Annotated in this window: 34 protein-coding genes; 12 read left to right on the top strand and 22 right to left on the bottom strand. The window is 43.9% G+C overall.

All coding sequences use genetic code 11. From position 1 onward, the window contains the following. Positions 1 to 137: 137 nt before the first annotated feature. The 10 genes from ACIGG7_RS01980 to ACIGG7_RS01935 all read right to left on the bottom strand — a co-directional run bounded on the left by ACIGG7_RS01980 (position 138) and on the right by ACIGG7_RS01935 (position 6,798). On the bottom strand, positions 138 to 620 hold the full coding sequence (locus tag ACIGG7_RS01980) for an S-Ena type endospore appendage (RefSeq protein WP_397548567.1): 483 nt from the start codon (positions 618 to 620) through the stop codon (positions 138 to 140). A 217-nt stretch (positions 621 to 837) separates the two neighbouring features. Continuing rightward, on the bottom strand, positions 838 to 2,004 hold the full coding sequence (locus ACIGG7_RS01975; protein ID WP_397548566.1) for a hypothetical protein: 1,167 nt from the start codon (positions 2,002 to 2,004) through the stop codon (positions 838 to 840). A 118-nt stretch (positions 2,005 to 2,122) separates the two neighbouring features. Then, positions 2,123 to 2,350, bottom strand: coding sequence for an NUDIX hydrolase (locus ACIGG7_RS01970; protein WP_397548565.1), 228 nt, complete (start codon positions 2,348 to 2,350; stop codon positions 2,123 to 2,125). Positions 2,351 to 2,359: 9 nt separating this feature from the next. Continuing rightward, entirely contained in the window at positions 2,360 to 2,569 is a 210-nt protein-coding gene (locus ACIGG7_RS01965; RefSeq protein ID WP_397548564.1) for an NUDIX domain-containing protein, read from the bottom strand. Positions 2,570 to 2,578: 9 nt separating this feature from the next. After that, positions 2,579 to 3,040, bottom strand: a complete 462-nt coding sequence (locus ACIGG7_RS01960; protein WP_397548563.1) for an NUDIX hydrolase — start codon at positions 3,038 to 3,040, stop codon at positions 2,579 to 2,581. Between the two features lie 26 nt (positions 3,041 to 3,066). Continuing rightward, positions 3,067 to 3,492, bottom strand: a complete 426-nt coding sequence (locus ACIGG7_RS01955) for a hypothetical protein (RefSeq protein WP_397548562.1) — start codon at positions 3,490 to 3,492, stop codon at positions 3,067 to 3,069. Positions 3,493 to 3,591: 99 nt separating this feature from the next. After that, the gene (locus tag ACIGG7_RS01950; protein WP_397548561.1) at positions 3,592 to 4,332 is read right to left on the bottom strand and encodes a hypothetical protein; all 741 of its coding nucleotides are present in this window, start codon (positions 4,330 to 4,332) and stop codon (positions 3,592 to 3,594) included. After that, the gene (locus tag ACIGG7_RS01945; RefSeq protein WP_397548560.1) at positions 4,329 to 4,913 is read right to left on the bottom strand and encodes a hypothetical protein; all 585 of its coding nucleotides are present in this window, start codon (positions 4,911 to 4,913) and stop codon (positions 4,329 to 4,331) included. The genes ACIGG7_RS01950 and ACIGG7_RS01945 overlap by 4 nt, the downstream gene beginning before the upstream one ends. 229 nt (positions 4,914 to 5,142) lie before the next feature. Beyond that, the gene (locus ACIGG7_RS01940; RefSeq protein ID WP_397548559.1) at positions 5,143 to 5,784 is read right to left on the bottom strand and encodes an SDR family oxidoreductase; all 642 of its coding nucleotides are present in this window, start codon (positions 5,782 to 5,784) and stop codon (positions 5,143 to 5,145) included. A 399-nt stretch (positions 5,785 to 6,183) separates the two neighbouring features. After that, complete coding sequence (locus ACIGG7_RS01935; RefSeq protein WP_397548558.1) at positions 6,184 to 6,798, bottom strand: HAD-IA family hydrolase; 615 nt, start codon at positions 6,796 to 6,798, stop codon at positions 6,184 to 6,186. 136 nt (positions 6,799 to 6,934) lie between these two features. On the opposite strand from ACIGG7_RS01935, the gene ACIGG7_RS01930 reads away from it, so the two are divergent. From ACIGG7_RS01930 to ACIGG7_RS01910, 5 genes are read left to right on the top strand one after another with little or no spacing between them, the layout of a single operon-like run. After that, positions 6,935 to 7,717, top strand: coding sequence for a CPBP family intramembrane glutamic endopeptidase (locus ACIGG7_RS01930; RefSeq protein ID WP_397548557.1), 783 nt, complete (start codon positions 6,935 to 6,937; stop codon positions 7,715 to 7,717). Between the two features lie 20 nt (positions 7,718 to 7,737). After that, positions 7,738 to 8,193, top strand: a complete 456-nt coding sequence (locus tag ACIGG7_RS01925) for a hypothetical protein (RefSeq protein WP_397548556.1) — start codon at positions 7,738 to 7,740, stop codon at positions 8,191 to 8,193. Positions 8,194 to 8,215: 22 nt separating this feature from the next. Next, positions 8,216 to 8,410 carry a hypothetical protein gene (locus ACIGG7_RS01920; protein ID WP_397548555.1) on the top strand — a complete coding sequence of 65 codons (195 nt, stop codon included), beginning with the start codon at positions 8,216 to 8,218 and terminating at the stop codon, positions 8,408 to 8,410. Positions 8,411 to 8,426: 16 nt separating this feature from the next. Next, entirely contained in the window at positions 8,427 to 8,612 is a 186-nt protein-coding gene (locus ACIGG7_RS01915) for a hypothetical protein (RefSeq protein ID WP_397548554.1), read from the top strand. Between the two features lie 2 nt (positions 8,613 to 8,614). Next, entirely contained in the window at positions 8,615 to 9,013 is a 399-nt protein-coding gene (locus ACIGG7_RS01910) for a hypothetical protein (protein ID WP_397548553.1), read from the top strand. A 15-nt stretch (positions 9,014 to 9,028) separates the two neighbouring features. Here ACIGG7_RS01910 and ACIGG7_RS01905 read toward each other — a convergent pair whose 3' ends face one another. From ACIGG7_RS01905 to ACIGG7_RS01895, 3 genes are read right to left on the bottom strand one after another with little or no spacing between them, the layout of a single operon-like run. Beyond that, positions 9,029 to 9,940 carry a DNA-3-methyladenine glycosylase family protein gene (locus ACIGG7_RS01905; RefSeq protein ID WP_397548552.1) on the bottom strand — a complete coding sequence of 304 codons (912 nt, stop codon included), beginning with the start codon at positions 9,938 to 9,940 and terminating at the stop codon, positions 9,029 to 9,031. Next, the gene (locus ACIGG7_RS01900; RefSeq protein ID WP_397548551.1) at positions 9,912 to 10,298 is read right to left on the bottom strand and encodes a rhodanese-like domain-containing protein; all 387 of its coding nucleotides are present in this window, start codon (positions 10,296 to 10,298) and stop codon (positions 9,912 to 9,914) included. Before ACIGG7_RS01900 ends, ACIGG7_RS01905 begins: the two co-directional genes overlap by 29 nt. 29 nt (positions 10,299 to 10,327) lie before the next feature. Further along, positions 10,328 to 10,855, bottom strand: a complete 528-nt coding sequence (locus ACIGG7_RS01895) for a MarR family winged helix-turn-helix transcriptional regulator (protein ID WP_397548550.1) — start codon at positions 10,853 to 10,855, stop codon at positions 10,328 to 10,330. A gap of 170 nt (positions 10,856 to 11,025) precedes the next feature. Between ACIGG7_RS01895 and ACIGG7_RS01890 the strand changes: the two genes are divergently transcribed. Then, positions 11,026 to 11,352 carry a DUF3221 domain-containing protein gene (locus ACIGG7_RS01890; RefSeq protein ID WP_397548549.1) on the top strand — a complete coding sequence of 109 codons (327 nt, stop codon included), beginning with the start codon at positions 11,026 to 11,028 and terminating at the stop codon, positions 11,350 to 11,352. Between the two features lie 86 nt (positions 11,353 to 11,438). Here the strand turns inward: ACIGG7_RS01890 and ACIGG7_RS01885 are convergent, their stop codons facing one another. Then, positions 11,439 to 11,807, bottom strand: coding sequence for a YkvA family protein (locus ACIGG7_RS01885; protein ID WP_397548548.1), 369 nt, complete (start codon positions 11,805 to 11,807; stop codon positions 11,439 to 11,441). Between the two features lie 142 nt (positions 11,808 to 11,949). Here ACIGG7_RS01885 and ACIGG7_RS01880 point away from each other — a divergent pair, with 142 nt between their 5' ends. Continuing rightward, complete coding sequence (locus tag ACIGG7_RS01880; protein WP_397548547.1) at positions 11,950 to 12,276, top strand: YnfA family protein; 327 nt, start codon at positions 11,950 to 11,952, stop codon at positions 12,274 to 12,276. 48 nt (positions 12,277 to 12,324) lie between these two features. On the opposite strand, the gene ACIGG7_RS01875 is transcribed toward ACIGG7_RS01880, so the two are convergent. Beyond that, on the bottom strand, positions 12,325 to 14,181 hold the full coding sequence (locus tag ACIGG7_RS01875; protein ID WP_397548546.1) for a dienelactone hydrolase family protein: 1,857 nt from the start codon (positions 14,179 to 14,181) through the stop codon (positions 12,325 to 12,327). 159 nt (positions 14,182 to 14,340) lie between these two features. Then, positions 14,341 to 15,723, bottom strand: a complete 1,383-nt coding sequence (locus tag ACIGG7_RS01870) for a vWA domain-containing protein (RefSeq protein WP_397548545.1) — start codon at positions 15,721 to 15,723, stop codon at positions 14,341 to 14,343. Between the two features lie 166 nt (positions 15,724 to 15,889). On the opposite strand from ACIGG7_RS01870, the gene ACIGG7_RS01865 reads away from it, so the two are divergent. The 3 genes from ACIGG7_RS01865 to ACIGG7_RS01855 all read left to right on the top strand — a co-directional run bounded on the left by ACIGG7_RS01865 (position 15,890) and on the right by ACIGG7_RS01855 (position 19,296). After that, complete coding sequence (locus ACIGG7_RS01865) at positions 15,890 to 16,480, top strand: dienelactone hydrolase family protein (protein WP_397548544.1); 591 nt, start codon at positions 15,890 to 15,892, stop codon at positions 16,478 to 16,480. Positions 16,481 to 16,932: 452 nt separating this feature from the next. Next, positions 16,933 to 18,675, top strand: coding sequence for an ABC transporter ATP-binding protein (locus tag ACIGG7_RS01860; RefSeq protein ID WP_397548543.1), 1,743 nt, complete (start codon positions 16,933 to 16,935; stop codon positions 18,673 to 18,675). A 159-nt stretch (positions 18,676 to 18,834) separates the two neighbouring features. Next, a complete protein-coding gene (locus ACIGG7_RS01855) occupies positions 18,835 to 19,296 on the top strand; it encodes a GNAT family N-acetyltransferase (RefSeq protein ID WP_397548542.1) in 462 nt (153 codons plus the stop codon). A 48-nt stretch (positions 19,297 to 19,344) separates the two neighbouring features. Here the strand turns inward: ACIGG7_RS01855 and ACIGG7_RS01850 are convergent, their stop codons facing one another. The 3 genes from ACIGG7_RS01850 to ACIGG7_RS01840 all read right to left on the bottom strand — a co-directional run bounded on the left by ACIGG7_RS01850 (position 19,345) and on the right by ACIGG7_RS01840 (position 21,598). Then, positions 19,345 to 19,785: a hypothetical protein gene (locus ACIGG7_RS01850; protein ID WP_397548541.1), complete on the bottom strand. Its 441-nt coding sequence runs from the start codon at positions 19,783 to 19,785 to the stop codon at positions 19,345 to 19,347. A gap of 161 nt (positions 19,786 to 19,946) precedes the next feature. Continuing rightward, positions 19,947 to 20,657, bottom strand: coding sequence for a YwaF family protein (locus ACIGG7_RS01845; protein WP_397548540.1), 711 nt, complete (start codon positions 20,655 to 20,657; stop codon positions 19,947 to 19,949). A 104-nt stretch (positions 20,658 to 20,761) separates the two neighbouring features. Beyond that, positions 20,762 to 21,598: an SDR family NAD(P)-dependent oxidoreductase gene (locus tag ACIGG7_RS01840; RefSeq protein WP_397548539.1), complete on the bottom strand. Its 837-nt coding sequence runs from the start codon at positions 21,596 to 21,598 to the stop codon at positions 20,762 to 20,764. Between the two features lie 109 nt (positions 21,599 to 21,707). On the opposite strand from ACIGG7_RS01840, the gene ACIGG7_RS01835 reads away from it, so the two are divergent. Both ACIGG7_RS01835 and ACIGG7_RS01830 read left to right on the top strand, forming a co-directional pair. Beyond that, positions 21,708 to 22,676, top strand: coding sequence for a helix-turn-helix transcriptional regulator (locus ACIGG7_RS01835; RefSeq protein ID WP_397548538.1), 969 nt, complete (start codon positions 21,708 to 21,710; stop codon positions 22,674 to 22,676). 55 nt (positions 22,677 to 22,731) lie between these two features. Then, on the top strand, positions 22,732 to 23,667 hold the full coding sequence (locus ACIGG7_RS01830; protein WP_224942159.1) for a nucleoside hydrolase: 936 nt from the start codon (positions 22,732 to 22,734) through the stop codon (positions 23,665 to 23,667). Positions 23,668 to 23,698: 31 nt separating this feature from the next. Here ACIGG7_RS01830 and ACIGG7_RS01825 read toward each other — a convergent pair whose 3' ends face one another. From ACIGG7_RS01825 to ACIGG7_RS01815, 3 genes are all read right to left on the bottom strand, one after another. Next, on the bottom strand, positions 23,699 to 23,950 hold the full coding sequence (locus tag ACIGG7_RS01825; RefSeq protein ID WP_397548537.1) for a hypothetical protein: 252 nt from the start codon (positions 23,948 to 23,950) through the stop codon (positions 23,699 to 23,701). A 335-nt stretch (positions 23,951 to 24,285) separates the two neighbouring features. Next, the gene (locus ACIGG7_RS01820) at positions 24,286 to 24,726 is read right to left on the bottom strand and encodes a hypothetical protein (RefSeq protein ID WP_397548536.1); all 441 of its coding nucleotides are present in this window, start codon (positions 24,724 to 24,726) and stop codon (positions 24,286 to 24,288) included. 184 nt (positions 24,727 to 24,910) lie between these two features. Continuing rightward, on the bottom strand, positions 24,911 to 25,306 hold the full coding sequence (locus tag ACIGG7_RS01815) for a VOC family protein (protein ID WP_224942153.1): 396 nt from the start codon (positions 25,304 to 25,306) through the stop codon (positions 24,911 to 24,913). Between the last annotated feature and the right edge of the window lie 79 nt (positions 25,307 to 25,385).

Below are 25,385 nucleotides of genomic sequence, written 5' to 3'. Positions count from 1 at the left end.
TGGTTACACCCCTATCATCCCCAGCACGAAAAGAGAATTCCCACCCCATGGATTCAGGCAGAAATTCTCTTGGATGAATAAAGCGAATCATTCATTACAAGATTGGTATCTTATTGCGATGAGCATTCTTCTATGACTTAAAGGCAAACTTTAGTCGCACAATACTCTAGGTCAAAAATGACTTCACCGCTGCAAGTAGTTGGTACAGGAAGCTCTGAATCCGCTGAAATACAAGCAATATCAAGAGAAATGAGTCCTTCTACAAAGATGGGAACCGATGCACCTGGACTGACGTTTGCAACTACTTGAGAAGAACCGCCACCTGCTCTATCTGTCACACGGACCCTCATTGAGCAACCACTCGTCGGATTCCCTGAATTCGTGACAACCACCAGGCCACTGAATTCAAAATTTGTCCGGCTGGTAAAATAGTTGAAGTATGGTAGTGGATCGGCTGAAGCACTGCTACATGGCTGGGAAATCGGTTGGCACTGCTTAAAGCATCTTAACTCATTTCTTTTCTTGCACAAGTTGAACCCTTTCACACGATCAGGACAGGATTCCTTTTCGTGGGTCCAGTTTCTTTTCATATCACATGAACTGTATTCATGTTTCATCATATGAGAATCCTCCCTTTTTTTATTGCACGAGCATTTGTCCTTACAACCACATTGATTACCATCTGTCTGATACACCTTCACTTGTTTTCCTCCTCGAGTCTTGGGTTTTTTAGCTTCCCTTTCAATATATGTGTCATGGTATTATGTGAACAGGCTGATTCATCAGCACAATCGTCTAATTTCCTATTCCGAGGAGATCTTAGCTTCAAATGGAATTTTATGGGTTACCTATCATTTGATCAACGACTGTGAATCCGCTGATGGCGCATAAGGAGAACACGCATATCTCTGGCGGATCGGCGGCGTCTGTAAAATAAACCAGACAGTCTTTGACTGCCAGCACATACAGTGAAAGTGCTTCGGTTTGCCCCTTTACAAAAACATCCAGCAACAGTCCGTAATTAGCCGTACATTTCAACTCTTCTCCGATGCCAGTAGCACAGCAAGGGCATGTACAGGATCTCTTTTTGTTACAAGAGTCTTCATCCACTTCTTCGATGGCGTTGGCTTTTGCTAAAAGGAAATCATACACGTCTGGTGTATCGGCTATATCTTCTGCACAGATTCCCGCCACATCACATAATTGCACGGCTGTATTCGGAGCAACCGGTGTCTGGTCTGCCGGTCTGAACCTGAGGACGGAACAATCCACCACCTGGTTGATGACTTGATCTTCAGTAGGGTTATCCATACCGCTTATCGTCGTAAAATAGATATCGATTGCTTTGGCATTCGAATCTGTCAAAGTAGACTGATAAACTTGAACCTCCCTCAACAAATCTGCAAGATTTCGCACACAGCAATCACAGTCCTTTGAACAACGATCCTTTTTATCCATGTCTTCCCCCCTTTTATCTCCATGTCTTTTCCTTTTCTCAAAAAAATCATCATCGAATATAATGACGGGCTTGCAGTCACCGCACTTCGTATCCACTGTGACTCCGTCGACATCAACCGGGGTGGAAATGCTTTGATCATTGGTCATGGTCTGGTCGCCATGTCGCTGGTCTTGGGTTTGTGGCCCTTGTTGCTGGTCCTGCTCTTTATTCTGACCTTGGGTTTGCGGTCCCTGCGTTTGAGGACCCTGTGACTGATTCCCCTGTGTCTGCGGACCTTGCTGCTGTTCCTGCGATTGGGGTCCCTGATGTTGTCCTTCCTGAATCTGCCCCTGTGTCTGCGGACCCTGCTGCTGATCAAGTCCTCCCTGCTCCTGGGTTTGCTGTTGTTCCTGTTCTCCAATGGATTGACATTGAGGATTATGCTCCGAGAACGTTTGGTCCGTATGCTCCGTAAACTCCTGGTTCGTTATTTCACATGTACAAAACGATTTCTGCTTAAAACATCCCTTACATAATCCATAGCTATCATTCTGGGAATAGCTCATACATGTCACCACCTTTCTGCTGTAGTATATGAAGAGAAGAATTTACTCGTATGGACAAACCGACCAGGTAAAAAAAATGGGCAAAAAAAGAAGCTGCCCTTACAGGCAACTTTTTTCTTCATTTTCTTCTATTATACGTTTCTATGTAATGCCGATTTGCCTCATTCAACCCATCAGGCAGATCATCCAGCTTAAAATACCGACGATCAATCGATTCTGTTTCATCCATGTCCATCGATCCAATCGCATGGGATGTCACGTAAACCGCCGTTACGGAATAAATCTCATCCCCATTCGGCAGTTGCAGATAGTATTCAGGACTCGAGCACATCCCCACAAGTTCCATTTCCCCGATTTAAAGTCCCGTCTCTTCCTTCACTTCTCTCCTCGCCGTCTCCTCCAGGCTTTCTCCCAACTCCATCAGACCGCCCGGCAATCCCCATGCACCGTCCCGTCTGTGCTGAAGGAGCAGTTCGTTTTCTTTATTCATTATGAGGATAACGGCTCCAGGCATAATCAATGGGGTGGAACCGACTAATCTTCTTAAATCCATAACGTAGCTCATTACGCCCCCCTACATGTCTATCGCTTTTTTTACCGCCCAATCATGGTGTTCGTGGAAAAGAAGCTGACTCGCCTCCTCCAAATCAATCCACTCTGTGACATGTTCACTTTGCTCCTGCACCTTTTCGTTCAGCTCAACCTGATAAAAGAAGGCGTCACTCAGGAGGGGCTCTTCTTTCCTTGTAAGAAAATAGCGCATCGCATTTCCTACGTAAGAGCCAATCGTTCCACGGTAACCCGTTTCCTCCATCAGCTCCCTTTCCAGGCACTCCACCTGACTTTCATCACCTTCCATGCCGCCACCCGGCAAAAAATAGTGACCCGTCTCGTTTCTCACCACCAGCACTTGATCCTTTTCATGATGAAAGGCAATGGCATAGACACCTTTTCTTTTTCGATAGTTCAAACCTGGAATCATTTCTCCGAAGACCATTTTCATTGATTCACCTTCATTCTCTACTTTCTCATACACGGTTTCATCACATACTGATTATATCCCTATTCAACTTGTATTCTGTCCTCTTCCAAGCTCAAAAAGTTCATAACCAGCACATAAAAAGGATACGACACCAGCGCTCCGATCATCACTAAACCTGTTGCTGGATTCGGGGCATCGCCTCCGTTTGTCACCGGAAATAAAAAGGCGATGATAAAAGCAGAGAGGAGAAAGTACGGAAACCAAAGTACCGCCGTCCAATAGACAGCCTTTCGTCCCACCATCCACTTCTTGGTGAGAAAATGTATGATTACTGTCCCTAGGATGACGACCACTCCAGTCATGAACCCACTTACATTCTGGACTGTATCCATTCCAAAGCCCGTCAGCCTCGTTAATCTGTATACATTCACCATGAGCTCTACAGGGATGAGGATCATAAGGGCATAGATTATGCTGAGCACATTTATTTTTATAAAATGGTTCATTTAAGTTCACCTATCTTCTACTACCAATTATTTCAAATCCAAACCATATTCTCAACTAAAAAAGAATGACCCGGTAGTGGATCATCCTTTTTTAATAGTCTAATATATTCCCTGTTCCAGCTGTTCCTTACTAAGCCTTTGCATATGCTCTTCATGAAAATTTCCATTTGTGTAACCGTAGCTGTTCATATGTTCCATCAAGTCGGCTTCCTTGCCATTAGCCGCGAGGGGAATCCAGCCGAATGTCGAAAACATCCCTAAATCGAACTCATCCCAAAAAGAATCGGCCTGGCCTTCACTTCCGTTTGATAATTTCATGGCATATACCCATTCTTTCGGAAGCTTCATCATCCCATATGATGTTCCTTTCATGGAGACCTCCGAATTCATCAGAATACTGGGGACATAATGCTGCTGACCACCGCTAATCGAGAATCCCCTATCTCTCATGAAGTAAAATTGAAGGGTTTGAATATGATTTCCAGGTGCCATATTCCAGACAATACGAAAGCTCGAAGGATCATCTTCATCTACCATCCACACTTTAGGCTCCCCATTGGTCCGGATACGCTTAACCTTCCATCCTGTTATATTCCTCTTCCAATAGCTTATGCCGTAACCACCTGAGTCCGAGCGAAATGGAGCTACCCCGTGCCGGCTATCAACCTTTATAAAATCCTGGATCTCGATTGCCTGAACATTCTGCACGGTTGAATTAATACCGGAAAGAAGATCTTCGTCTTGCGGAAGCGAATCTGTTTCCATATACAACCAGTAAACTGCCAGTAATCCTACTACCAGCAATCCAACAACTAGAAAAAGGATCCTTTTCTTCTTCATCGGCCCACCTCCTCTAGCACTGTGTGAGGCATGCGGAAATAGTACTGAGTCTTCCAGGTGGAAATCAGAATGCCTTTCCCGTCGGTTTCCAGATAGATGTCAGGTTCCAGTCCACTTCCCCATTTAGGATTAGTACCGATCAACTGATATGGAAAACGTTCAGACTTGTTATTACGGCCGTTCATCTCTCCGTACCACACCTGACTATCGAATTCGACCTGTTTCATCTCAGTAAGTTGCTTCATCAGTTTCTCCTGGTCCAAGGTCCGTCCCTCTCCAGATGGATGAATGACGTTAATGGAAGCGTCTTTGGCCCTTGTTATGTAGGTGGATAGTTCATTTTCAGGATAGATAATTGAATGAACTGGGATGGTAAGTAAGGTTCCTGCCAGGAAGATGAAATTGGCCAGGAATCCGATCCAGGCAAACCGGCGATACGTGTCCCATCGCCCTTCCTTACTTCTCAGCACACCATAGAGAATCCATACACCGAGTGGTAAAATCGGGATTTTCACTAATGTATGAAACCATTCCATGTTGATGGTAAACGAAAACACACCTATCAAAATGGCGAATAACACTTTCCACACCTTTGGCTTTGTTCTGAGCCTTCTATATACTCTATAGGCGAGATAGCCGATCAAAGTCCATTCAATGATGGATATGACAAAGGCTACGATATTAAACGAAACATCGATGTTGACGATAGGATCTCCCCCTTTTTTATATACCTTCCTATTTTACCATCTATATCCATATCGCAGACAAAAAAAGAATGACCATCGAATGATGATCATTCCTTTCTTTTATTTATACGTTTTGAACAGCCTCTTCTATTCCTGTACTTCCTGAAATAAGATCGAATCCCTTATTGAATGTGCTCGCTTCCGTTAACGATGCCACGATCGTACTCGCCACATCTTCACGGGGGATCGAACCTCGTTCCAGATTTTCAGCGGCTGATACTTTCCCCGTTCCTTCTTCATTCAGCAGTCCGCCTGGACGGATAATGGTGTAGGTGAGCCCGCTGTCCACCAGTGCACGATCGGCAAAATGCTTCGCTACATAATACGGCTTCAGGGAATCGTTCCAATTCTCACGGTGATGAGCCTGCAGGGCACTTACCATCACAAAACGTTCGATTCCAGCCTGCTTTGCGGCCTCCATTGTTTTCACCGCTCCGTCAAGATCGATGAGGAGCGTCTTGTCTGAACCTGTGCTGCCACCGGATCCCGCAGTGAAGACAACAGCATCAGCGCCTTTCAATCCATTTGCGATCTGGTCAACCGTTCCCTCCAAATCAACCAGTTCAGCCTCCACGCCTTCCTTTTCAAAAGACTGCACCTGCTCTTCCTTCCTCACAATTGCTCTCGGCGTATGTTCGCTTCGCTTCAAGAGTCCGATCACTTGCTTCCCGATCTGTCCATTTGCTCCAACAACTGCTACATTCATCCTCTCATCTCCTTATTCCGATAATTTTAGTATGAATTCATCATCACATGTTTGCCCGGTTGATGACAAATCATCTGTTTGATGTGTGCTCATATAATGTATCCGAAATGGAGAGATTTAAAACGGAGTGAGTGCTTATCTTAGTGCGAGTGGGAAGATTTCTTCAAAAAAGAAAGAATCATAGACTTTTGAGTAGCGGATATATGTTTAGAAAGGAGCGTCACGGGATTTGCGTCGTTTTTTTATTTATTGCGTCATTTTCTGAGTATTTGCGTCGTTTTTTAATTTATTGAGTCGTTTTCACCATATTTGCGTCATTTTTTTGTTTTATCCGTCTTTTACCAAAAATACCCACAAAAAAAAAAGACTATTAAGGTCCGTCCCTCAATAGTCCAATCTTTAAATAATCCTATACAACTCCTCCACACTCGTCACCACATAATCAGCATGAGGATTCTCTACCATTCTATCCGTAAAGTAGCAGGAACTGATCCCCGCATTCTTCCCTGATTCCAGGTCCAAATCCCTGTCCCCAATCATGATCGCTTCCGACTGGTTGATACCATGTGTTCGGATCAAGTGCTGAATAGCATCTGGACTGGGCTTTCTCTCAAATCCATGCTCTGAGGTGATGAAGTCTGAGAAGTAGCCAGTCATCCCGTAATCCTCCAACATTTTCATAGAAGACTCTCCCCTGTGGGTGTACAGATAATTCCGTCTGCCCGTTTCATGAATATACTTACAAAGCTCCATCATTCCTTCAAAGGGCTTGGACAAATCAAATTCGACTTCTTTTCTGCGAGAATCATAGGCTGCGATAAAATCGTTCCCGATTCCGTACTTCTCTCCGTAGTGATTGAAAGCATATGTCATTGATACCTTCATATGTTTCATGATTTCCTCTAACGGTTCATCAATTCCATCCTTTTCAAGGGTTTCCTTGAAGCTTCCCGCCATGACGGGATATGTATCAAAATGCGTCCCGTCGAAATCCCATATGATATGTTTGTACATGTCCTTTCCCCCTTCTTATGTAAACTATCCTAATTTTACCACAACGACTGTTATCTTCGTTCAACATGCAAGAGAATTCATACAAAATAGGAAAATTATGCTAAACTATTGTCAAGAACGACCAAGGAGGACCTCCATGATCCGCCCACAGCAAACGATTTTTCTTATAAGCACCGCCATCTTATTTTTCACAGGAATCATTCTTTTTTCTTACAGAACATATGAATGGGGAATGGTACCGCTACTGGGTCTCCTCATCCTTTATCTTTTCACTCAAAAGAATCGTTCCGTCGTTCCTTTGTTTTTCTTTTTCCTTCTAGGTTTCCTACTGTTCCAGTTTGCAAACGGGTGGGTGAACGGCTGGGACGTTTCAAAAGAAACGAAAATCCTGTTGAACAGAGCTTTTCTTCTCATTATCCTACTCACCGCAGCACTCTCACAATGGATATCACATGAAAAAGTCTGGTTGTATACCGTATTCCCGCATTGGAAAAAGCGTGTATCCATGCCTTCTCATACCATCTCTCTGCCCTTTTTCTTACTGATCGGGCTGGCGGGATCATGCACCATTTTCATCCCCCTCCTCTGGTCCGGGGAAATCAGCGAGATGAGGTCCTTATTCTTATTCGCTGTAGGATTCACCATCCTCAACGCCACACTTGAAGAGCTCATTTGGAGAGGAGTCATACTGTCGTCACTGATCCGGAATACCTCAGTCGTTTATGCCGTCGCGGTGACCAGCATCGGGTTCGGACTACTGCATCTATCCATCGGGATCCCCCTCTTCCTCAGTCTACTATTCTCATTTGGGGGAGTCTTCTACAGCTTCGTAGTGTTGAAGACGGAAAGCGTCTATCCTTCGATCGCCTTTCATATGGTGATGAATATGGGGATGGTGTTGAATGGGTGGATAAATTAGAATGCAAGGAGAAAAAACAAATGCATACTATAGAATATTGGGATCTGTGTAAACCTACAATAGGTGAAACCTACCGTTCCCTCATTAAAACACTCTGCGCTAATTCTGATACGTTTTACTTCATTACAAGAAAAGAACTTTCATACGATCAGGATGTTCTTAAAAAATTCAACCCGTATATTGTTAATAGGTACACAACAAAGGAATGGGCAAACACCATGACAATGGGACCTCCAGCCACTATTTATCAAATGGAAGCTATTGAACAGACCTGTTTGCTACTGCAACAATGTGCCCACGGATTATACGACTGGGTCGCTCCTACGTTGCCCGAAGACTTGACTTTCATCAAGAATGACTTTCCTTGGTTTTCCTCGACTACTCATGAGGAACTAGCCGGATTTGTCATTCGTTCTAAATATTACAGAAACATAATCCTAAATGTCCCAGGATTACACGTATTGAGAACAGAATAACAAATATGTACTGGAGGAAAAAATGAGTTCAAAAGATCAGGCAGCTCTCTTTTCCAACGGCGCGTTCATATGGCTCGGTAATGAAAGGCTTCAGCTGGTCATGGATGAGGACCAATCCTTCTCATTCCCTAAAGGAACGGGTTCCTACGTACTGGAGGTCGATCTTCAAACAAATAGAGGCAGTGCACAATATGTTGGGAACATTGTCATACAGTAAGTTTGGAGGTGAAAACATGGGAATTCCATTGATTATTTTAGGTATAATCCTTGGTCTATCACTCTTCTATATGATCATAGAAAGAGCGGTGCGGGACGGGATCAATAATTCCGTGATCGGGCATTATTTCGATGAAAAGCAAGGAATCAAGGAACCTGATGGAGATGAAGAATTAATCGATGATACGTTCAAGGGGGAATGATTTTGTTCGGGATGACCGTTGAAGAAACGCTGATCTTAGTATGGTGTGCTATTTTATTAATCAATAATGTAGAGCTGATCTTCAGATATCGCTCGAATAAGGATAAGTATATCGAGCTTCAGGATTCCGGTGCCTTCTTCCCTATCAGTCAGTTTAGATTAACACTGGGAATCCTGATTGGTACTTTTATTTTCAAAGGGCTTATCTATATCATTCCCGCGTTTATCCTACAAAATATTTTCGCCAAAGTCATTGGATTTCTCTTGTTGGTCTTCAGGTTGGTCATCGGCATTCAAGATGAAGAGTCTTTCAGGAAGAATAAGTGGGATCTGGTCGTGTTACTTTGTGAAACGATGTTTGTTGTGTACTTTGTGCTGGCTTATTTCTTTTTTGGGTGGTAAATCCTTCATTAGAATCTATGTATTGAATAGACCTTCAGCCCTTATATAATGCGCCCAGTACCCCACCTGATTTCCGTATAAACCAGATATCTCAGAGACGTCAGCTGCCTTTCCATAAAGGGAAAGAATTTTATTCTCTAACATTTTTTCACTCATAGGCAATTTCTCCATTCTCCCGATTCCTCTCAACATGATAAATGAAGCTGACCAATCACCAATTCCATTTATTTTTTTCAGCCAATTATGTACCGTTTCGTAATCCTCATTTTTCAAAAATTCATCCGACACCTTTGCAAACTCCCTGGCTGCAGATAAAATATACTGTGTTTTACGTTTTGAAAGAACAATCTTTAATACCTCGTTCTCTGCAGAATTCAATAGGTGATTAGGTTCTGGAAACGCAGTGTAGGTGCAATCATTCCTTTGAATTGATTTTCCAAAAGCATTGGCTAATTGATGCTTTATATTGCGGGCTAAAGGGACTGGGGTTCGTTGAGAAAGAATTGCCCAACAGGCATTTTCAAATGGTGTTAAAAATTTGACATGGTGGTATCCATAGAGCTTCTTCACTATGGGATAAAAGTGCGGGTCGGATTCAGATAGGCGATAAAATGGTTTCATATCATCATATAAGCTAAGAAACATAGATATCCTGTTGATTGCCTTTTCTTCTACTCTTTTCGTGACGAACGTGTCTGAATACAACCTGAATTGTAATGTAGGGCTTTCTATATTCCCCGTGGACAATAAATGAAACAGAATAACCTGATCATGAACCAAGATTGCCTTTGTATAAGAATGGTTTACACTTTCTTCTTTTGATGGAGGAAATTTGCTTATGAATGCAAGAGTTTTATCAAAATCATAAGGGGGTTCTGGAAACAATGTTCCTTCCTTCTTAACAGCCACAGCTTGAATCCTCAACATTAAGCCTCTCCTGTGGGAAATTCATCTTTTCCCACGCAGCCATTCCTCCTGTTAATTCCTGTACTTCTTCATATCCCTTTGTTAAAAGGGTTGAAGCTACTTTTGCAGCCGTATTGCACCATACATCCCAACAATATACCACCACTTTTTTATTCTTTGGAATCTCATCAATGCGATTGTCGAGCTCTGACTGGGGAATCACGAGCGCACCTTGAACCTTAACTTTCCTAGCCTCTACCGGTCCATTCCTAACATCAATGAGAACCACATTTTCAGGTTGACTTTTCTTTAATTGCACATAATCCATAGGACTCAAGGTAGCTTCAATTCGGGCATTAAAATATTCTAATCTATTCATTAATCCTACTCCTTCGTTATGATATAAATTCACTCTTCAGTGGATGTAAAATCTGAAATTCCATCTCTCATCTTCCTTAACAGCTGAACAAAAACTGTTCGTTCAGCTTCAGACAACCTGCTGACAAGCTTTGCAGTTTTTTTATAGTGGTCCGGTAATATTTCTTCTAATACATCAATTCCTTTATTGGTTAGAAGGACCGTTTGCTTTCGTCGATCTTTCGAATGGACCGAGCGTCTGACAAATCCGTCTTTTGAAAGGCCATCTATTAAACCCGTAATGGTTGCTTTAGTAACGTTGGCGCTAATAGCCAGCTCCGATGGTGATACCGGATTTTCCACATCTCGATAAAGGAGCATCAGAATTGTAAATTTCCCTTCTGAAAGACCCTTTTGTGAAAAATGTTTTCCATAGGCACTGTTCACTTCCTTAGCAATGCTTAAGAACTCCAAAGTTAACAGCACTCCCTCTACGTCCACTTTAGGGAATTTATTTGAATAGTTCAGTAACGTTTGAGACGAGGGGAGATTTTTAAGATTAAAATCAGTAAACAACATGATCACCTCCTATTAGTTTGTCACCTTATTGTAAGGCACCTAACTATAATTGTAAACCTTTTTATGGAAATAATGTATTTTACTACAAATTAATTGTGCACTACCCCATTAAAATAATGAACTGTAACGTTTCCCTTCTTCCTCCCGACTGATTCATCGAGGTGAACCCAATGAAAATAATTCGCATTTTCATTCTACTAATAACCATCCTGCTTCTAGGTTGTCAAGATCAGGAACTAGTGAATAACCACTTATCTGATGACAAAATACTTCACGGGAACGTCCTTGAAAAACATAGCAATGGATTGACTCTAGCACTAACCGGGGAATCAAAGGAAAAATACTCTGATATAATATCTGTTTCTGTTCCGGATGAAGGTATGATCAAACTTGTAAAGGAAGGACAGAGTCTATCCGTGTGGTATGATTTCATCCGTGAATCCAATCCACCTCAGACTAGAGCTTTGAAAGTAGAAATTAATATCGTCTCGGACTAAAATATGGCAGTATTAATGATCAATAAATGGGAATGACAAAAAAGCATCATCAACAAATACGTCAATGATACTCTTCTTTCTTTTCATCATATCTTCCCATCAACCTCAGACGTATCAACATCTTCCCCGAACCAATCGGCGAGCTTCGCCTTAGCTTTCGCTTTCACTTCGTCATCGATATACATCGACACCTGCAATAACGCGACACCCAGCGCACCAAGATCGTCTGTGAAACCAATCCCCACAGCCATGTCGGGAATGAAATCCGTTGGAAGGATAAAATACCCTAGTGCCCCGATGATGACCATCTTCGACTTCTTCGGAACATCCGGCTTCTGCAGGACATAATAAAGAAGCAGTGCGGTATACACAACGGAATGTCCCGCCTTCACACCATACCTTTTCAGCTTATCCCAAAACTTTTCCTCTGAATAATGCTTTTCGGTGTTAGCCATTCTACTTCCACCTCCGTATTGAGACGAGGTTCCATCTCTTATTCCTCTCATTGTAGAAGGTTTGGAGGAAATAGACAAATGTTTGCACATCTAAATTTACGTTATAATGCAACTATCCAAATAACTACTGGGAGTGAGGAACATGCTAAATGCCATTATCTTATTCATCCTTGCCGGTATTGCCGAAATCGGCGGAGGCTATCTCATCTGGCTATGGCTCAGAGAAGGCAAACCCTCATATTGGGGGCTGGCAGGCGGAATAGCCCTGGCACTATACGGAGTCATCGCCACCTTTCAATCCTTCCCTTCTTTCGGCCGTGTCTACGCCGCTTATGGAGGGGTCTTCATTGTCCTGTCTGTTCTATGGGGATGGGTTATTGATAGGAAGACACCTGATGTGTATGACTGGGTCGGTGCGGGAATATGTCTGATCGGGGTTGGTGTGATTCTGCTTGGACCAAGGCAGTAAAAATAGCCCCCGCACCTTCCTGTTGAAGGTACGGGAGGCTTTTATCTTCTAAAGTTGCGTCAACGTATTCGTCACTGTCATAATCGTAATGATGAAAGCATTGATGAATCCTGCTAGATAAGGATTCCCTGTCACCTTGTAAATCTTACGGGAGACAACGGCCGCCACCATCAGGATCACGATGATTGGGAACAACCAGATTCCGATGATGTGGGACAGATCATTGTAATACACTTCCCCGGTCACAAAGAAGGCAATATACTGTATAGCCACCAGGATGATGATGGCAAGTGAATTGAACAGGGTTAATACGGCCGTGTTCATCCATTTTTTCTGCCCGAGTTTAATAAAGTTAAAGCTATTGATGGCAATAGAATTCGCTACATAGAATACCAGGAAGAAAGGCAGATATTTCAAAGCAATCAACAGCTTATCCGGAGTGAAGGCTTTCACGGTCAGCACCCATAACCGGAAGTCTGTCTTGAAGAAATAATCCGCTATGAACACGATGCTGTACGATAATGCCGTAACACAAAGAGCAAGCCCGATCGTTTTTACCAGTGTTCGGAAGCTGATGACTACCCCAGACGCCCTTAGATCCATTCCGTTCTTCTTGGAATAGAAGAAGTAGCACGCTCCCACAACTATGAGCGTAAAGAGACCTGTGACCAAACACCACATCCCGATATAAAATGGTGGGAACTGTGGAAAGAACGGTGTAATATGTTCCACTGACCAGGTAGATAACTTTAAATAACTGAAATAAGACACGAGGGCACTCACGAAGAGACCACCCCAGAACCAAAGCTTTCCTCGTCCATCAGCGAATGTCATTGGCTCCGCTTCCCTTACAGCTCGCAGTGAGGCAAATGCTTCAGTGAAAAGAAGCCACTTTGTGATGCTTACGATGAACATGACAAACCCGACCAAGCCTACGGCATTAAAGAACACTTTGTATTGCCAGACCTGGTTGTCTGCTGCGATTGGATGAGGCGCCCCGAGAGAATCTTCGAAAAACGCCAGGGTACTCGTCACGACATTCTTGGAAATATGGTTCCACGGATGGATTTGAGCAGGATTATAAATGACCCTTGCTGCTTCCTGACCGTCTACGTCCTTCTTATAAATCTCGTAGCTCTTCCGCTTCTCCCCGCCGGATGGATCAATCCCGAAATTCAGGAATGATTGGGCTGGTTCTGTATCGATAAAATCCCTTGGAACGGTGGCAGTACCGTCTTCCTTCAAACTTCTGAAGAAAAATTCATCATACTGAGCGGCTACGATGCCGACGTCCCTCGATCCATACACGTTTACATATTCCTTATCTTTCGGCTGCATCGACCAGTACAATGGTTCTGCAGGATCACTCGTATACATGGCATCATTCGCAACTAATAATATTGACGAAATCAACGGCTCATCTTTCTTATTATCTTCATTGATGGACCAGTTCGCAGCCCGTGCCCCATTGGAGTGACCCGTCACACCAATCTTACTCCTATCCACATATGGAAGATCCGCCAGAAGCTCCACAGCATCATACATGCCCGTGCCCCTGTTGATCCATTCCTCCGGTTTCACAGCATCCGAATTCCCGTGTCCGTACATATCGATGGATATGACCACATATCCCCGCCTAGCAAGCTCAACATAATTCAGATCCTGCATTTCCCGTGTATTGTACCAGCCGTGACTTGTCACAATCCCCGGTACCGGATTGTCCTTCGACACCCCATCCGGAACATATAGCAATGCACTCATCATATGGCCCGAAGGCGTTTCCCACCGCAGATCCTTTACGGTCACCTTCCCACCTGACGTTTGTACAAATGAAGCGCCTATCGCGCTAATTAAACACAAGACCAAAGCAATGACAACCCAACGAAACGACTTTTTCCTGCTCATCTGTTTCCCCCCTGTAGCTCGTTCTTATAGGTTTGTGATTAGATAACCCTACAGTACAAGGATATTGGGGTTGTCAGAAAAAAAGACCAGGGTGTATGGGATGACTACATGTAAAGAAGGTCCGTCCCTCGAAAATGAGGGACGGACCTTCTTTCTTACTCAGTCATCCGATTCCAGGAAGCGGTCTGTGACTTCGTCGTGCTTGTTTAGAAAGCTGTCTCTGTTTGTATCATACAACTCCAGAAATTGATCTCTTGCCTCATCTGCTATGGTAAGAAAATAGTTTCTGTAAATATCCATCATGTCAAGGAATACAGAATCATCAATGATTCCCTGCGTATTGAGGTAGTTTGTTACCTGCTCAAGGTTATTGATTTCTCGATTACTATTCTCTTCCTGTTCGTTATACCAATTATCCAGCTGCATTTTGACAGTATCGTACAAATCATTCAACGCCTTCACCGAATCCTCATGCCACTGTGACCAAACCTTCGCCATATCTGCCGTCTGCTTGAACTCTGTCACCAAGTCGTCATGGCTTCTTGCATTGATGTAATTTCCACCAGTAGCATCGGCCATTTCCTTCAACTGTGCCAGTCCCTCATTGTCTACCTGATACCCAATGATATTCAGAACCGGGCTGATATTGGAATCTGCCAGAGATTTGGCTGCTTTCACAGGGTCCCCGTCACAGGTCTCGACTCCGTCACTGACTACGTAAATGATATTTGTATTTTGCTTCCCGTCATATTGTTGGAAATCTGCTTTGACCTCATCGATTGCCTTAGCCATTGGTGTCCATCCAGCGGGTTTGAACTGACTCAGTGCATTTGTGAATTTCCCTTCGTCATATTTCCCGAATGGATAAACCTCTTCAATTTTAGAACAGGATGCATTTTTATCCTTATCATTCCCAGTACCGACGTGCCCATAGACCCTCAATGAAACATTGGCATCCTCAGGAAGATCCTGAACAAACTGTTGAATTGCATCCTTCGCCAGATCCATTCGTGTCTTACCGTTTTCCATCTTCCCCATGCTTCCACTAGAATCCAACAGGATGGCGACATTGTAGTTCTCCTTTAATTGAATCTCACCCGGTTCACCGGTAGGATCTTCAAACTGCATGGACTTCCACTGGTCGATCGGGACATCCACCTTCGTCAAATCCTCTTTAAAAAGGGAATACACATACCGTTGCATATTCTCGATGTCCTCTTTAGGAGATTTCTCCGTTAACTTCGGCAAACTATCAAGCTTCTTTTTAATGTCATCTTCCCCGGGAAAACCTTTCTTGTACTCCTTACCAGAAAACTCCCCAATCGTTGGATATTCGGCTGATTCTGAGAATTTCGTAGGGACCGGTGGATAGTCTTGGTTGACTTCTTTACTTTCCTTCGGAGCCTCTTCCTCCATATTTACCTTTTCTTCTTTTTTAGATTCTTTCCCTTTAGATTGAGATGTTGCAGATTCATTCGAACTGCAGGCAGCTAGTCCAACCAGCAGCAACATAACAATCAACGTGTAAATAACTTTTTTCATGAAGTTCTCCTTTCAATTTTCAGATGGTTTATGTATGTTCGTTAAATTGCCCATCTATCATTATTTTCCAAAGTACCCTTGTGGTTCAATAGGAAAACATATCCATTAATTTTTGATGAGTTCAATTTGGAATACTAGTAAAATAGAAAAAGATAGGGGGAATAACATGATTCAACTTCAACAACATTCTAATACTCTAGTAATTGTGATTCACGAAATATACGGAATCAACCAACATATACAAGACTTCTGCACATTCATTTCAAATCAGGGTGCTGACGTCATCTGTCCAGATCTACTAGAGAATAGAGGTCCTTTTGATTATTCACAAGAAGAGATGGCTTACCAGCATTTCAGAGACAACATTGGATTCGAACGCTCGTCAGAAAAAATAATGGCCATTCTCTCAACCTATCGACCGAAATACAAACGAATCGTCATCATAGGATTCAGTGTTGGCGCAACGATTGCCTGGTTATGCAGTGAAGATGAAAGGGTTGATGGAGTTATAGGTTACTATGGTTCACGTATCCGAAACTATTTGGAGGTCACACCTCTGTGTTCGACCATGTTGTTCTTCCCAGAAGAAGAACCCTCCTTTCAGGTGGACGAAGTCATTGCGGCATTAGAACAAAAGCACATCGACATTCAGAAATATAGCGGTAAACATGGATTCAGTGACCCTTATTCGCCAAACCACCATAAAGAATCAGCTCAAAAAACAAGGGATAGAATCATAGATTTTTTGGATGGTTGAATAGATTTATGAATCTTGCTTGTTTCCATGCCCCTGAATCAACAGCAACAACGCGCCCACTACAGGCGTGTTGTTGTTTACTAACTCTTCTTTCTTTAAAGATCTACTGTTTGTTTTGGCCACGTGGAATGGAAGGTCGCCATGACCCTTACAGAATTTGAGTTTATCCTTACTCCCTTCTCCCCTCACCCCATTCACCCTCAACCTTAATTAAAACTGGATCCCTTAAAATAAAAGGTTTTTCCAATTAACCTGATATAATTTTCAGAAAATTAACTTTATTTTTCTTTTACCCCAGCATACAATGAATGTATCGAAACTAAAGGAGGCTGTTTTCATGAGAAACAAGGCTATGGTAACCGTACATTCATATAAGGGTGGGATACCTTTTTAACGATGACGGTCTTCCCCCTTATATGTGTTCTGTGAACTAACACATAAAGGGGTATCTTATGTCTTTTCCAGTGAAGAAATTTTTTTCGTATTACAAACCGTATCGCTCGATTTTCCTTTTCGTATTGTTCTGTGCGTTGATGACGTCTTCCCTGACGCTCGTTTTTCCGTTGCTTGTCCGCTATGTGACAAAGGATGTTTTGGCAGGAAGTCTTTCCACTGCTTTGGCCGATGTTCTTTGGATCGGCGGTGTGATGATTCTTCTTGTGATTGTGCAGAACGTCGGAAATTATATTGTGGATTACAAGGGCCACGAGATCGGGGCACGAATGGAGAGCGATATGCGAGGCGAATTATTCGCCCATCTGCAGAAGCTGTCTTTCAGCTTCTACGATAGAGAGAAGACCGGCCGGCTGATGAGCCGGGTGACGAATGATCTCTTGATGGTATCTGAGCTTTATCATCACGGTCCTGAAGATTATGTGAAATACCTTGTTCGCTTTCTTGGGGCATTTGTGATTCTATTTTGGATCAATGCTCCGCTTACCCTTACCGTCTTTTGTTTCTTTCCGGTCCTCGGTTTCTTCTCCCTGTATTTCAATAAGAAATTGAACCGTGCGTTGACGAATAATAAAGAGCGGATCAGCGATATCAATGCCCAGGTGGAAGATTCCTTATCCGGCATTCGCGTCGTTCAGTCGTTTGCCAATGAAGCGCTTGAAATCAAGAAATTCAATGTAGAGAATCACCGTTTCCTGGAAAGCCGGAAGGGAACGTATCGAGCGGAGGCTTACTTCTATAACGGGACGGAAGCCTTCATTCAACTGATCACAATCACCATCGTCATCTTCGGATCCATCCAGATTGTGAATGCTTCTCTTGACCTGCCTGACTTGATTACGTTTCTGCTGTATATCGGCTTTATGATTGAGCCCATTCAGAGACTCACTCACATGAGCACTCAATTACAGGAAGGTGTCACTGGTTTTCAACGATTCTTGGAAATCATGAATACCAAACCTGATATTGAGTCTGTTTCAGAGGCAAAGACCCTCACAACCGTTGACGGGCATGTTTCACTGAAAAACATATCCTTTCAATACGATCTATCCTTAGAACCTGTCTTCGAAGGTTTATCCCTTGAGGTCCTTCCAGGGGAATACGTTGCCATCGTCGGACCATCAGGTGCCGGAAAAACGACCCTTGGTTCTCTGATCCCCCGCTTTTACGACGTAATGGGTGGCGGGATTTATGTAGATGGTATAAATGTGAAAGATTTGGACTTACATTTTCTCAGAAGCAACATCGGAATTGTGCAGCAGGATGTATATCTTTTTTCCGGTACCGTCATGGAGAATATCCGTTACGGTCATCCCGAAGCGACAGACGACGAGGTGATGAGGGCTGCCCGGCAGGCAAATGCCGACGAATTCATTACAGGTTTGCCAAAAGGGTATCATTCCGACATCGGCCAGCGTGGCGTCCGGTTATCCGGCGGCCAGAAGCAACGTCTCAGTATCGCCCGTGTTTTCTTGAAGAATCCGCCCATTCTGATTCTCGATGAAGCGACGAGCGCTCTGGATAATGAAAGTGAATGCATCGTCAAGGAATCATTGGAGATGCTGGCCAGGGGACGAACGACCCTCGTCATTGCCCATCGATTATCGACGATTCGGAACGCTGGTAGAATTGTTGTTTTGTCAGAAGGAAAGATCGTGGAGGAAGGGACTCATGAAGCGTTGCTGAAGCGAGATGGACCATATTTCCGACTGTATTCAAGGCAGTTTGAGACGCAGGTGTAAACGGAAAAGGCTCTCATACCCATTTGGTGTGAGAGCCTTTTTAACATTTTACGATAAGGTAAACTTATAGATTTTCATAAAATAATACTCATTAACTAATAAGGTGAATTCAGTTAGCATAGGAGATATAAAGACGTCTTCACGAAAAGGAGAATTCATTTGGAAAGAGAATTGCGATTCAGAGAAGCTGCCGAAAAAGATGTCGATTGCATTGTTGCCATGCTCGCCGATGACGTACTGGGCAGGAAACGTGAGCGTTATGAACATCCCCTTCCCCAAAGTTACTTACAAGCGTTCAAAGCAATCAATTCTGATCCAAATAATGAGTTGGTGGTCGCTTGTGACGGGAAAGAAGTAGTCGGGGTACAGCAAATCACGTTCACACCATACCTCACTCACCAAGGTGGATGGCGAGCGACGATTGAAGGCGTGAGAACCTCTGCTTCCGTGAGGGGTGAAGGGGTTGGAACGAAACTGATCCAGTGGGCCATCCGTCGGGCAGAAGCACGTGGCTGTCACCTCATTCAACTGACTACGGATAAGCAAAGGCCGGATGCACTGAGATTTTATGAGAGATTGGGCTTTCAAGCCACGCATGAAGGGCTGAAGCTCAAATTGTAAGACATGACAAAACGCTTGGAGCTCCAAGCGTTTTGGGAAATCCTCCATTCACTTCACTTTCACGGAAAACACATAACTTCCGTCCCCTTGCTTCCAGTGTGCCACTAGATGATACACATAGATTCCTTCCTTTTCTGGAACCACGATCAAATGGTCCTTCACTTCCACGGTTTCTACATGGGAATCCCCTACCCACTGCTCTGCTACCATTTTCTTAGGCTGTTTTTTAAATGTTACTGTGACATTTTCACCTGGAGCTACGGAGGCGGACTGCTCTTCCCCTGCCATCGCTACGATACTGGAATACTTCTTATCCACGCACTTACCTGAAAAAGGTCCATCCCAGCAATAGGAACCCTCTGTTACCGGAATGACAGTCTCTCCTGATGTCACTTTCGGTGTCGGCGGCGCTGTGCTGAATGGTTGGATAATAAATAGAAGAATGACAATAATACCAAGAACATTACCGATAACGAGCATCTTTCTCATAGAGTTCCCCCTTTTTGTTCGAAAAACCAATACAACGGGTAAATATGCGTCCATTCCAGCCCGGTTATGGCGATTCCCCCTGTCCTCTATTATATGAACCGGTTCTGTTCATATATGAGCTGGTTTTGAAATGTTTGAACGGGTTGCCGAATCAAAAAAAATTACCCTTTGACCCTCTCCCGCTTTAAAAGCATCCCCATCGGGACATACGTCATGAAAAACACGACAAGTGCCGCTATTTCCAGATTAATATAATAGATGATCCCCGTTCCGAAAAAGGACAAGATCGTCTTCGATTCAGTCGGATTCGCCAGGTAGAAGAAATTTGTTTCAAGAAGAATGTTTAGGAAGAAAATCGGAAGGGCGAGAAGGTTGACCATCAAAAAGCCGGTCCAGACCGCTTTCCTTGGTACCCGGTATCCCTCATATACGATGAAATAAAGGACGGACCATGCAATGGCTGCGTGATGAAGAAAATATTTAAGAAAGCGGAAATGAGGAAATTGGTACGCCATTTCAGGTGTCACCATGCTCAAGATCGGAGGGAGAAATCCAATAAAGAAGAGCAGATAAAACGGCTTCGGTTTCGGTTTCAGGAAGAGAAAAAGGGCGATGAATGTACTGATGGAACAAAGCTGGAGAGGTAGGTCTCCCACTTCCCACGTACCTGTTGCCACAAGCCAGACATGCCCCGACACTTCATTCAGGACCAGCATCCAAAACAGCGTCCACTTCAAGACTGACTGATATCTCTTTAGGAAATGCCTGAATATCACCAGCCAAAACGATATCGCCACAAACATCAAAAGCACCGAGACATGGGGAACAGAAAACAACTCAAACGTCTGCATTTCTGTCACGGAAAACATCATGCCACCCCTATTCCTTTTGAAAAGTGGTTATCATGGATAGTTTATTCGGCATAGAGGTTGACTAAGACTGCATTCTTCAAATAGAAAAAGCCCCCCAAAAGGGACTATCCTAGTGTAAACGGTGGAATATACCTCCCATCCACATCCGTAAAGTCATACTCTTTCGCAAGGTCTCCCGCTTTCAACACTTGCCCCGTCTTCTCCATCACCCCGGGATCCATGGCGAGTTCAGTGATGGCACGTCCTACATAATAAGGGGTTTCGGATTGCTTTAAGTCTTCTGATTCCTCCCAGTTGTCCTCGCCCACCCCCATATGCTCGAGCACTAGCTCTGTTCTCATGAACCCGGGAGATATCGACATGACCGCAATCCCGCCTTGTTTCAACTCTTCTGATAGTCCATACGCCATGCGGACGAGGGCGTTTTTGGCGAGGTCATAATAGAATTGTCCTGTGTATTTGCCGTCATCCCAGAACGTCGTATGAATGATCAATGCTTCTTTATTTTCCCTAAGTAACGGAATGGCAAAATGATTGGTAGCAAGCTGTGCCCTGACGCCTGCAGTGAACATCGTATCCCAAATCTCTAGTGGCAGTTCCCAGAAAGCACCGGGTTTAACGATGAGATCATGACCGCCCCATACATTATTGATGAGAATATCAAGCTTCCCCTGTTCTTCCCGAATTTGACCGATAACTACCTCTGTCTCAGCGTCGATCATATGATCACATTGGATGGCAATCCCTTTTCCACCTGCTTCATCAATTTGAGCAGCCGTGTCATCAATCGTCCCCGGAAAGTTTTGCGTCGATTTCCCTTTCGTACTGCGTCCCGTTACATATACAGTGGCCCCGGCTCTTCCCAATTCAACGGCTATTGCACGTCCAGCTCCCCGGCTCGCCCCTGTTACAAGTGCTACTTTTCCTGTCAGTGATTTCATCCAACCATTCCTTTCAACATGTGAGATACACCCATTATACGATTCCATTCTTGACATCTGTTGTCATATTTCATTTAATAAAACTAAATGATTGAAAAGGGTGAGGCAAATGAGAGGCGACCGATTAGTATCGATTCTATTACTACTGCAAACACACGGCCGGATGACTGCGAAAGAACTGGCTGAGAAATTGGAGGTATCCGAGCGGACCATTCACCGGGACATGGAGGCCCTTAGCGGCACAGGGATTCCCGTGGTGGCGGAACGAGGCCAAAACGGGGGTTGGTCGCTTCTTGAGGACTACCGGACGGATCTGACAGGCTTGAAGGAAGCAGAAATCCGTGCTCTGTTCCTGTCTCCATCCGTTCAACTTCTTGACGACCTCGGTCTGACCCGCACGACCGAGGAAGCACGGAACAAACTGATCGCCTCCCTCCCATCCACTTACCGGGAAAATGCCCAAGACGTATGGAACCGGATCCACATCGACACAAGTTCATGGAGAAAACAGAAAGACAAGCCTGACTCTCTTGAAATCATCAAAGAAGCGATCTTTCAGGAAACCAAGTTGAAGATTTCCTATGAGCGCGCTGACGGAGAAAGAAATGACCGCTCCGTGGAACCACTCGGGCTCGTCGCGAAGGGGGATCTCTGGTATCTCGTCGCCGCCAAAGAGAATGGGGATATTCGTAATTACCGGGTCTCCCGGATTCACCATGTCGAAACGTTGGACGAGCAGTTCAAAAGACCTCAAGGCTTCAATTTATCTCAGTACTGGTCGTCCTCCACCACATCCTTCATTAAGAAGCTGCCTTCTTATGAAGTGAGAGTCAAGGTATCACCGGATGCTTTATCCAGGCTTACATTCACGGGACGGTTTGCCAGGATCCTTGAAGTCGGTGAGCGAAGTGGCGCAGCATGGATACCCGTGACGCTTTCTTTCGATACCGAAGAAGAAGCGAAGGCGTATCTCCTGGGGTTTGCCGATCGGGTAAAAGTGATAGAACCTGCCGACCTCAAGCATCACATCCTGGAAATGGCTGAGGCCACTCTTTCATTCTACCGGAGACAGGAATAATTCTCGCGATTCTCCGATACGTTATAGAAATACGACTATCGTGAGGAGAATTCCCATGAAGAACATCATTCTATTTGCAGATCCCGGCATCGATGATTCTGTGGCGATCATGTATGCCCTCTTAAATCCGGACATTAACGTCCTCGGCATCGTATCCAGTTACGGTAATGTCGAAAAGGAGCAGGCCACTGATAACATTGCCTATCTGCTCAAGCTTGCCGAAAGGACGGATATCCCGATCATCGGTGGATCCAACACCCCTTCATCAGGCAAAATCCCCACCTACTATCCTGAAATCCACGGACAGGAAGGATTGGGACCGATTCGTCCCCCCGAAAACTTCTCGGGAGAGCTAACCAACTTTTCAACAATTTATAAAATCATCGAGGAAAACAAGGACGTTACGATCGTTGATGTGGGTAGAAACACATCACTCGCCACCCTTTACGTGTTAGGAGAAAATATCGCCAAGGAAGTAAAGGAGTTTTATATCATGGGAGGGGCCTTTCTCGTACCAGGAAATGTCACTCCTTCAGCAGAAGCCAACTTCTACGGAGATCCCATAGCATCAGAACTTGTAGTCAAAAAACTCGACAATCTATATATAGCCCCTTTAAACGTCACGAATAAGGCCATCGTCACCCTTGATCACATCAAGACCATTCAAGAGATGACTGATAACCCCCTTGTCCAGATTGCGGATGACGTCATGACCTACTATATCAATGCTTATAAGAAGCTGGTTCCCGGTATAAACGGGGCACCGCTCCACGATGTTGTCACCCTTTCCCTCATGGTGAATCCGGACATGGGAAAAACCATCCGAAGGGACGTCGAGGTACTGACCTCAGGAATCGGTCAGGGCACATCCATCGCCGACTTCAGGGTCAGTTCCAAGCCTGCTGAAAGAAATATCAACATTTATCTAGAGATTGATTATGAAATGTTCCTGAAGGATTTTATCGGGGTGATGACAGGGAAAAAGGGATGAGGCAGTAGATGCCTCATCCCTTTTTCTATCTTTAATAAATTAACCCTTCAACAGACACAAAGAGGAGAAAAGCTGATACACCATAATACAAATAACTCCTGTATAACTTCGGATCCTTCTGGCGGTCTTCGAGTCCCATGATCACCATCATGATTGCCAACCCCGCCATTGTAAAAGGAAGCAAATCGTTATTGTCCGAAAACAGTCCATAGATTGATACTGCCAGGACGATTGATACTGCCAGGACGATGGAGGCTATCGTTTGTCTCAATATTTTCAGCATGGTAGATTCCCCATTTCTTCTCAAGTAAACAATGCTCTTAAAATAAAGGGTAAGATGCCAGATGTAGAAATACCAATAAAAATGGATGCGGTCACCGCCCATCGATAATTTCGTTTCAACAGCTCTTGCCGTTTGTAGGCGACCGAGAAAAGTTTAATCAAGGATTGCACGGTTCTATAGATGATTGAAAAAAGCGTGAGGATGTAGACATCCTTATGGGATTTTCCTTCTTCGTTTAACATCCTTATTTTACCACAAATTCAAACGGACTTCCCCAAAAACATAGAAAAAGTGTTTGACCCCATTCAGGCCAGATACCCCATCTATCTACTTCATCATTCAGCCTCTTTTTGTTTTCTCTGTAGATAATCTCTCAGCAGGTCTTGTTCGATCAGATAAGAACGATTTCCAGATTTATACTCATAGTTCACTTTAAACCTTCCTTCTTCAACATAGGTAATAGAAAGCCTCTTATTCGTATCGAGTTCAATCCGGATGGCAGAAGCAGATAATGGATCTTCAGTAGGTTTTAAGACCTCTGGATTTTCTATTTCTGAAATATAGGTAGAATCATTGTATAGCTTGATGATATGCTGAATTTCTTTTGCACTAATGTTCGGAAAGAACTTGAATCCCTTTTTTTCAAAAACAATATCAACATCGGCAGTAACTACTTTTTCATCATTCACTTTTTCAATGTCTTTACTTAGACACCCTGTAAGGAAGAGTGTAGCAACCATTATTAGAGTGCAGCATACTACCCATTTCCCATTCAAACTTCCCCCCTCCCTTCCATGCAAACCACGACGAATCGTTATGATCCTTTTCCGTCGCACAACATTCATTAAAATACGTATATACTTTATGACTTCGTTTAACCACAAGAATCATATATTCAGGGATATCCCCCTATATGATAAAAAAAGTGCCTGACCCATTCAGGCCAGACACCCCACCTATCTACTTCGCATCCTTATCCGGCTGATGAATCCCAAACACATTTCCTTCTGTGTCTATGTAGTATCCCTGCCACGCCATTCCTGGAAGAGCATACTTCGGCATCGCCACCTTGCCTCCGTTTTCAAGGATGAGCTTCTCGGTTTCATCATAATTCTCTACACCCATCGTACATGAATACCCGTTCATCGGCTGATTCGCTTGAGGTGGAGGACTTTGACGCTGCATCAATGCACCATTGATCCCCATCTCATTCTCATCTCCGGTCACAGCCCCGAAGTAAGGCATTCCGGCGTATTCGCTCCAGTCCTCGAACTTCCAGTCGAATACTTCTCCGTAGAACGTCTTTGCACGGTCCATGTCATCTACATGTACTTCAAAATGTACCATTCTCCCCATTATTCGTACCTCCCAGAATATTGTCTTTCACACTATCATTTCGGTATCTCTGAGAGAATCCCTTCTTTTTTCCAATTAA

The sequence above is a fragment of the Rossellomorea sp. NPDC077527 genome (assembly GCF_044542955.1).
GTDB classification, from domain to species: domain Bacteria; phylum Bacillota; class Bacilli; order Bacillales; family Bacillaceae_B; genus Rossellomorea; species Rossellomorea aquimaris_E.
Note: the sequence above shows the minus strand (reverse complement) of the source record. Positions and strands in the feature narration are given on the sequence as shown.

Coding starts and splice junctions, on each gene's coding strand:
- ACIGG7_RS01980 (WP_397548567.1), bottom strand. CDS start 620: ATGATGAAACATGAATACAGTTCATGTGATATGAAAAGAAACTGGACC.
- ACIGG7_RS01975 (WP_397548566.1), bottom strand. CDS start 2,004: ATGAGCTATTCCCAGAATGATAGCTATGGATTATGTAAGGGATGTTTT.
- ACIGG7_RS01970 (WP_397548565.1), bottom strand. CDS start 2,350: ATGGAACTTGTGGGGATGTGCTCGAGTCCTGAATACTATCTGCAACTG.
- ACIGG7_RS01965 (WP_397548564.1), bottom strand. CDS start 2,569: ATGAGCTACGTTATGGATTTAAGAAGATTAGTCGGTTCCACCCCATTG.
- ACIGG7_RS01955 (WP_397548562.1), bottom strand. CDS start 3,492: ATGAACCATTTTATAAAAATAAATGTGCTCAGCATAATCTATGCCCTT.
- ACIGG7_RS01950 (WP_397548561.1), bottom strand. CDS start 4,332: ATGAAGAAGAAAAGGATCCTTTTTCTAGTTGTTGGATTGCTGGTAGTA.
- ACIGG7_RS01940 (WP_397548559.1), bottom strand. CDS start 5,784: ATGAATGTAGCAGTTGTTGGAGCAAATGGACAGATCGGGAAGCAAGTG.
- ACIGG7_RS01935 (WP_397548558.1), bottom strand. CDS start 6,798: ATGTACAAACATATCATATGGGATTTCGACGGGACGCATTTTGATACA.
- ACIGG7_RS01930 (WP_397548557.1), top strand. CDS start 6,935: ATGATCCGCCCACAGCAAACGATTTTTCTTATAAGCACCGCCATCTTA.
- ACIGG7_RS01925 (WP_397548556.1), top strand. CDS start 7,738: ATGCATACTATAGAATATTGGGATCTGTGTAAACCTACAATAGGTGAA.
- ACIGG7_RS01920 (WP_397548555.1), top strand. CDS start 8,216: ATGAGTTCAAAAGATCAGGCAGCTCTCTTTTCCAACGGCGCGTTCATA.
- ACIGG7_RS01915 (WP_397548554.1), top strand. CDS start 8,427: ATGGGAATTCCATTGATTATTTTAGGTATAATCCTTGGTCTATCACTC.
- ACIGG7_RS01905 (WP_397548552.1), bottom strand. CDS start 9,940: ATGTTGAGGATTCAAGCTGTGGCTGTTAAGAAGGAAGGAACATTGTTT.
- ACIGG7_RS01900 (WP_397548551.1), bottom strand. CDS start 10,298: ATGAATAGATTAGAATATTTTAATGCCCGAATTGAAGCTACCTTGAGT.
- ACIGG7_RS01895 (WP_397548550.1), bottom strand. CDS start 10,855: ATGTTGTTTACTGATTTTAATCTTAAAAATCTCCCCTCGTCTCAAACG.
- ACIGG7_RS01890 (WP_397548549.1), top strand. CDS start 11,026: ATGAAAATAATTCGCATTTTCATTCTACTAATAACCATCCTGCTTCTA.
- ACIGG7_RS01885 (WP_397548548.1), bottom strand. CDS start 11,807: ATGGCTAACACCGAAAAGCATTATTCAGAGGAAAAGTTTTGGGATAAG.
- ACIGG7_RS01880 (WP_397548547.1), top strand. CDS start 11,950: ATGCTAAATGCCATTATCTTATTCATCCTTGCCGGTATTGCCGAAATC.
- ACIGG7_RS01875 (WP_397548546.1), bottom strand. CDS start 14,181: ATGAGCAGGAAAAAGTCGTTTCGTTGGGTTGTCATTGCTTTGGTCTTG.
- ACIGG7_RS01870 (WP_397548545.1), bottom strand. CDS start 15,723: ATGAAAAAAGTTATTTACACGTTGATTGTTATGTTGCTGCTGGTTGGA.
- ACIGG7_RS01865 (WP_397548544.1), top strand. CDS start 15,890: ATGATTCAACTTCAACAACATTCTAATACTCTAGTAATTGTGATTCAC.
- ACIGG7_RS01860 (WP_397548543.1), top strand. CDS start 16,933: ATGTCTTTTCCAGTGAAGAAATTTTTTTCGTATTACAAACCGTATCGC.
- ACIGG7_RS01850 (WP_397548541.1), bottom strand. CDS start 19,785: ATGAGAAAGATGCTCGTTATCGGTAATGTTCTTGGTATTATTGTCATT.
- ACIGG7_RS01845 (WP_397548540.1), bottom strand. CDS start 20,657: ATGATGTTTTCCGTGACAGAAATGCAGACGTTTGAGTTGTTTTCTGTT.
- ACIGG7_RS01840 (WP_397548539.1), bottom strand. CDS start 21,598: ATGAAATCACTGACAGGAAAAGTAGCACTTGTAACAGGGGCGAGCCGG.
- ACIGG7_RS01835 (WP_397548538.1), top strand. CDS start 21,708: ATGAGAGGCGACCGATTAGTATCGATTCTATTACTACTGCAAACACAC.
- ACIGG7_RS01830 (WP_224942159.1), top strand. CDS start 22,732: ATGAAGAACATCATTCTATTTGCAGATCCCGGCATCGATGATTCTGTG.
- ACIGG7_RS01825 (WP_397548537.1), bottom strand. CDS start 23,950: ATGCTGAAAATATTGAGACAAACGATAGCCTCCATCGTCCTGGCAGTA.
- ACIGG7_RS01815 (WP_224942153.1), bottom strand. CDS start 25,306: ATGGGGAGAATGGTACATTTTGAAGTACATGTAGATGACATGGACCGT.